The organism is Falsiroseomonas sp. RANM36 (assembly GCF_056682175.1).
In genome coordinates this window covers 15,768-21,691 of sequence record NZ_JBWXTD010000012.1, presented here as the reverse complement: position 1 = coordinate 21,691, position 5,924 = coordinate 15,768, and the positions used below count along the sequence as shown (strand labels likewise).

At 72.6% G+C, this 5,924-nt stretch carries 6 protein-coding genes; 1 reads left to right on the top strand and 5 read right to left on the bottom strand.

Going from position 1 to position 5,924, the window contains the following annotated elements; all coding sequences use genetic code 11:
* Positions 1–112 precede the first annotated feature (112 nt).
* Positions 113–1,168, bottom strand: coding sequence for a peptide chain release factor 1 (gene prfA, locus AC1MIR_RS27195; RefSeq protein WP_480031300.1), 1,056 nt, complete (start codon positions 1,166–1,168; stop codon positions 113–115).
* Complete coding sequence (hisS, locus tag AC1MIR_RS27190) at positions 1,165–2,409, bottom strand: histidine--tRNA ligase (RefSeq protein WP_480031299.1); 1,245 nt, start codon at positions 2,407–2,409, stop codon at positions 1,165–1,167. The genes prfA and hisS overlap by 4 nt, the downstream gene beginning before the upstream one ends.
* Positions 2,410–2,604: 195 nt before the next feature.
* Between hisS and AC1MIR_RS27185 the strand changes: the two genes are divergently transcribed.
* A complete protein-coding gene (locus tag AC1MIR_RS27185; protein ID WP_480031298.1) occupies positions 2,605–3,429 on the top strand; it encodes a class I SAM-dependent methyltransferase in 825 nt (274 codons plus the stop codon).
* Between the two features lie 24 nt (positions 3,430–3,453).
* Here the strand turns inward: AC1MIR_RS27185 and AC1MIR_RS27180 are convergent, their stop codons facing one another.
* The 3 genes from AC1MIR_RS27180 to AC1MIR_RS27170 form a co-directional block, all read right to left on the bottom strand.
* Positions 3,454–3,621 (bottom strand): hypothetical protein, encoded by a 168-nt coding sequence (locus AC1MIR_RS27180; protein WP_480031297.1) that lies wholly within the window; start codon positions 3,619–3,621, stop codon positions 3,454–3,456.
* A gap of 1 nt (position 3,622) precedes the next feature.
* A complete protein-coding gene (gene ispG / locus AC1MIR_RS27175) occupies positions 3,623–4,765 on the bottom strand; it encodes a flavodoxin-dependent (E)-4-hydroxy-3-methylbut-2-enyl-diphosphate synthase (protein WP_480031306.1) in 1,143 nt (380 codons plus the stop codon).
* Positions 4,766–4,874: 109 nt separating this feature from the next.
* Positions 4,875–5,924: helix-turn-helix domain-containing protein (locus AC1MIR_RS27170; RefSeq protein ID WP_480031296.1), on the bottom strand; the 1,050-nt coding region annotated here is incomplete at its 5' end.

Below are 5,924 nucleotides of genomic sequence, written 5' to 3'. Positions count from 1 at the left end.
GGGAGGGGGCATGGCCCCTCCCTGACCGGCGATGAGAACTCATGGGTTCCAAGGGGCCACTGCCCCTTGGCGGGGTGGGTTCGGGAGGGGCGGCGCCCCTCCCGCCGCGGCCTCACTCCGCGTCGGCGGCCAGCCGCGCGGCCTCGTCCTCCGCGACCAGCGCCTCGATCACCTCGTCGAACTCGCCGAGCATCACGCGGTCGATCTTGTGGATCGTCAGGCCGATGCGGTGATCGGTCACGCGCCCCTGGGGGAAGTTGTAGGTGCGGATGCGCTCGCTGCGGTCGCCGGTGCCGACCTGCCCCTTGCGGTCGGCGGCCCGCGCGGAATCGAGGCGGGTGCGCTCGGCGTCGAACAGCCTCGCGCGCAGCACCTTCATCGCCTTGGCGCGGTTCTTGTGCTGCGACTTCTCCTCCTGCATCGCGACCACGATCCCGGTCGGGATATGCGTGATGCGCACGGCCGAATCCGTCTTGTTGACGTGCTGGCCGCCGGCGCCGGAGGCGCGGTAGGTGTCGATGCGCAAGTCGCTCTCGTTCACCTGCACGTCCACATCCTCGGCTTCGGGCAACACCGCGACGGTCACGGTGGAGGTGTGGATACGACCCTGCGATTCCGTCGCCGGCACGCGCTGCACGCGATGCACGCCGCTTTCGAATTTCAGCTTCGCGAAGACGCCCCTGCCCTCGATGCTGGCCGTCGCGCCCTTCACGCCGCCGAGGTCGCTCTCGTCATAGTCCAGCACCTCGAAGCGCCAGCCCTGGCGGGCGGCATAGCGCTGATAGGCGCCGAACAGCTCCGCGGCGAAGAGCGCGGCCTCGTCGCCACCGGCGGCGGGGCGGATCTCCAGGATGGCGCTGCGCTCGTCGGCGATGTCGCGCGGCAGCAGCATCAGCCGGATCTCGCGTTCGAGCTTCGGCAGGCGGTCCTTGAGGTCGAGATATTCGGCCTCGGCCAGTTCCTTCAGCTCGGGGTCGCCGAGCATCGCCTCCGCCTCGTCGCGGGCGCGTTCGGCGGCGCGGTAGGCCTGCACCTTCTCGACCAGCGGATCGAGCTCCGACAGCTCGCGCGCGATCGCGCCGACCTGCGCGCCATCGGCGGTGTTGAGCTGGTGGCGCAGCTCGTCGGCGCGGTTCAGCAACCGGTCGAGCTTCTGGGGCAGACTCATGCCGAAAGGCGGCGCACCGCCTCGGGGAGAGCGAGGCTCTCCTGCGTGCCGGCATCGAGGTCGCGCAACTGCACCACGCCCTGCTTCGCCTCATCCTCGCCCAGGATCAGCGCGACGCGGGCGTGCAGCTTGTTCGCGCGCTCCATGCGGCGCTTGAGGTTGCCGCGATAGGAAATCTCCGTGACGACGCCGGCGGCGCGCAGCGCCTGCACCAGCGCCAGTGCCGCGGCTTCCTGCGCCTCGGCCACCGGGATCACGGCGACGGGGCGCGGCGCGGGCGGCGGCGCGGCCAGCAGCATCGCCAGCCGCTCGATGCCCGCCGCCCAGCCGACGGAGGGCGTGGGCGGGCCGCCCATCTCCTCCACCAGGCCGTTGTAGCGGCCGCCGCCCAGCACGGTGCCCTGCGCGCCGAGCCGGTCGGTGACGAATTCGAAGGCGGTGTGGCTGTAGTAGTCGAGGCCGCGCACGATCCGGTCGTTCTGCCGGAACGGCACGCCGAAGCCCGTCAGGTATTTCCGGACGTTATCGTAGAAGGCGGCCGCGGCAGGGGTCAGATGGTCACGCATCACCGGGGCGCCGGCGACGATTCTCTTGTCGGTCTCGTCCTTGGAATCGAGGACACGCAGGGGGTTCTTCTCCAGCCGCACCTGGCTGTCCTCGGACAGCGACGCGCGGTGGTCGGAGAGGTAGGCGACGAGCGCGGCGCGGTACGCGTCGCGGCTTTCCGTGTCGCCGAGCGTGTTGATCTCCAGCACCACGCCGTCGGCGATGCCGAGGGCGTTCAGCACATCCCAGCCGCAGGCGATGACCTCGGCATCGGCCAGCGGCTCGGCGGCGCCGAGCACCTCCACGTCGATCTGGTGGAACTGCCGGTAGCGCCCCTTCTGCGGCCGCTCGTAGCGGAACATCGGGCCGGCGTAGAACACCTTGCGCGGCAGGTTGGCCTGCGCCAGGCCGTTGGAGACCAGGGCGCGGCAGAGGCCGGCGGTGGCTTCCGGGCGCAGCGTGACGGACTCGCCGCCCCGGTCGGTGAAGGTGTACATCTCCTTCGAGACGACGTCGGAGGTGTCGCCCAGGCCGCGGCTGAAGACGCGGGTGTCCTCGATGATCGGCGTGGACCATTCCTCGAAGCCATAGAGGGCGGCGATCCGCCGCGCGGTCTCGATGACGTGGTGATGCGCGCGGAACTCGTCGCCGATGAGGTCACGGGTGCCGCGGACGGGCTGAAGCGGGCTGGCCATGGGGCGGCGTATCGCGCGGGGAGCGCGTGGGAGCAAGGGCGCGGGGAGCGCGTGGGAGCAAGGGCGCGGGGAGCGCGTGGCGGCGGCGCGACCGATCCTGTCCGCGATCTCACGCAAGTCGCGCAGTCCTGATCTCCCGCACCGGGCGCGACAGGCGAAACAGGAAGGAGACATGCCAGGACAAGGGCCAGCGCCATGTCGTCCAGCAATCCGGTGTTCGCGGCCCGGGTGGCCGAAGGCTATGACGGCCACATGGTCCCGATGTTCTTCCAGCCCTATGCGGCGGAAGCGGCGGGGCGGCTTGCCTGGCTCCGGAGGGGCCATCTGCTGGAGACGGCCGCCGGCACGGGCGCCGCGACGGCGGCACTGGCCGCGGCCCTGCCGGACGCTGTCGCGATCACCGCGACCGACCTGAACCAGCCCATGCTCGACCGCGCCGTGCTGCGCCTGCCGCCCGGGCGCGTGACGTTGCGCCAGGCCGATGCCGAGCGCCTGCCCTTCCCCGATGCCAGCTTCGACGCGCTGGTCTGCCAGTTCGGCCTGATGTTCATGGACAAGCCGGCTGCGCTGGGGGAGGCCTTCCGCGTCCTCGCCCCGGGCGCGCGGCTGGTGCTGAGCGTCTGGAGCGGTCTCGACCGCAATCCGATCCCCGCCCTCGTGCAGCAGGCCGTGGCCGAGCAGTTCCCCGATGACCCGCCGCTTTTCATGGCCCGGACGCCGCACGGACATGGCGACATTCCCGCCTTGACCGGGGCGCTGGACGCCGCCGGCTTCATGGCGATCGCCGCGGAGCGGGTGACGCTGCCCTGCCGCGCCAACTCGGCCCGGCACGCCGCGACCGCCATCTGCCAGGGCACGCCGCTGCGCGCGGAGATCGAGGCCCGGGGGGGCCCCGGCCTGGACGCCGTGACGGAGATCGCCGCGCAGAGGCTGGCGCGGGTCCTGGCGGGCGGCGCGATGGACGCGGCGGTCGAGGCGCCGATGGAGGCGATCCTGCTGACGGCGACGAAGCCGCGCTGAAGGCCGGCCGGACGGGGCCGGCGGTCAGCGCACCGCCAGCGTCAGCGCCACGAACAGCACCAGTTGCACCGCCAGCAGGCAACCCAGCCGCAGGACGGCCGCGTCCCGCCGCGCCAGATCCTCGTCCAGCCCCGGCACCGGCGGCCGGCGCAGGCGCCCGACGATCAGCGCGGCGGCGGAGAGGCCGTTCACCTCACTCGGCCGCCTGCTTCTCGGCCGCCGCCGCCTCGGCGGCCTTCGCGGCCTTCATCGCCTCGGCCCGCGCCTCGACCAGGCCGACGATGTGCTCGACCATCTCCTCGGTCTTCACCGTGTGGCTCTGCTTGCCCATGCCATAGACCATGTGCGTGCCGGCACCGCCGCCGGTGAGCCCGATATCGGTCATCAGCGCCTCGCCCGGGCCGTTCACCACGCAGCCGATGATGGAGAGGCTGATCGGCTGGTCGATATGCGCCAGCCGCTCCTCCAGCTTCTCCACCGTGCGGATGACGTCGAAGCCCTGCCGCGCGCAGGAGGGGCAGGAGATCACCTTCACCCCACGATGGCGCAGATGCAGCGACTTCAGCATCTCCCAGCCGACCGAGACCTCTTCCTCGGGTTCGGCGGAGAGCGAGACGCGCAGCGTGTCGCCGATGCCCGCCCAGAGCAGGGAACCCAGCCCGATCGCGCTCTTCACCGTGCCCGCGCGGCGGCCGCCGGCCTCGGTGATGCCGATATGCAGCGGGTGGTCGCAGGCCTCCGCCAGTTGCTGATAGGCCGCGACGGCGAGGAAGACGTCGGAGGCCTTCACGCTGATCTTGAAGCGGTCGAACCCCTCGTCCAGCAGATGCGCTGCGTGCCAGAGGGCGCTTTCCACCAGCGCCTCCGGGTTCGGTTCGCCGTATTTTTCCAGCAGGTGCTTTTCGAGCGAGCCGGCATTCACGCCGATGCGGATGGCGCAGTCATGGTCGCGGGCCGCCTTCACGACCTCCTTCACCCGTTCCTTGCTGCCGATATTGCCCGGGTTGATGCGCAGGCAGGCGGCGCCGGCCTCGGCGGCCTCGATGGCGCGGCGGTAGTGGAAGTGGATGTCGGCCACGATCGGGACGTTCACCTCGCGCACGATCTCATGCAGCGCGGCGGTGCTCTCCTCGGTCGGGACGGAGACGCGGACGATGTCGGCGCCGGCGAGCTCGCAGCGGCGGATCTGCTCGATCGTCGCCTTGGCGTCCTCGGTCGGCGTGTTGGTCATGGTCTGGACGCTGATCGGCGCGTCGCCGCCGACCAGGACCTTGCCGACACGGATCTGCCGGGATGTCCGGCGCAGGATCTGCTGGTAGGGGCGATAGGACATCAGGCCTTTCCTCACGCCACGCCCGGCCGCGGGGCCGCCGTGCCACGCCCCAGGATATGGCCATGGCGCGGGCGATCACAGGGGGGCGGATCGGCGAGGCGACCCGCCGGGGTCAGTTGCGGGTGGCCGAGGCGGTGGGCGGAACCAGCCTCTGGCGCAGCTTCTCCGGGTCGAGCGCGATGTTGCGGCGCACGCCCACCAGCCCCTCCAGCACGGGCTGCGCCTGCCCGTCGAGCAGGATCTCGAGCGCGTCGGCCTTGCCCGTGTCGAGCAGCAGGTCCTCCCGCAGCGGGACCGGCCAGGCCTCGTTCGGGCGCAGCACGCGATTGAGCAGGACCCGGCCCGATCGCGGCTCCCGCACCTGCACCCAGGAGCCTTCGGGGCTGTTCCCGCGCGCCCGCAGGATCATGCGGGTGCCCTCCGGCATGCCGGGGATCGCGACCGCCGGGGGTGTGGCGGGCGGCTCGGGCGCCGCTGCAGGGGCCACCGGGGCCGGCGACGCGGGGGAAGCGGGCGACTGGGCAGCCAGGCCGCCGGACGGAACGGTCGCCGCCTGCGCCGAGGTGTTGGCGCCATGCGTCGGCGATCCCGACGGCAGTCCGCCCGGCGGCGGCAGGGCAGCCATCGGCACCGCCCCGGCCTCCGGCCGCAGCGCCAGGTCGCGACCGGGCAATTGCGTCCGGCCGGCCTCGGCCGCCGTTTCCAGGCGGGGCGGGACGGGCGGGACCACATCCACCACGCGGTCGCCGCCGCTCGACCAGTTGAACCAGGCGACATAGGCGCCGACCGCGATCATCACCCCGGCCACCACCATCGCCGCGGCCGGCATGCCGCGCTCCGGGACCGGCTCGGGGAAGACCAGCTTCGGCTTGACGGTGGCCGGCCCGGCCACCTCGCGGAAGCGCCGGGCGATCTCCTCGGCCGGCAGGCCGAGCGCGGCGGCATAGGTGCGCACGAAGCCGACGGCATAGGCGACGGCGGGCAGGTCGGCGACGCGGCCTTCCTCCAGCGCCTCCAGATAGGGGCGGCGGATGCGCAGCTGTGCCGCCATGTCCGGCACGGACAAGCCGAGCGCGCGGCGCGCCGCGCGCCGCGCGGCGCCGCGCCGCGCGGCCGCCGCGGCCGGGGCAGCGGCCGGGCGGGAGGGGCGCGGCCTGGGGGT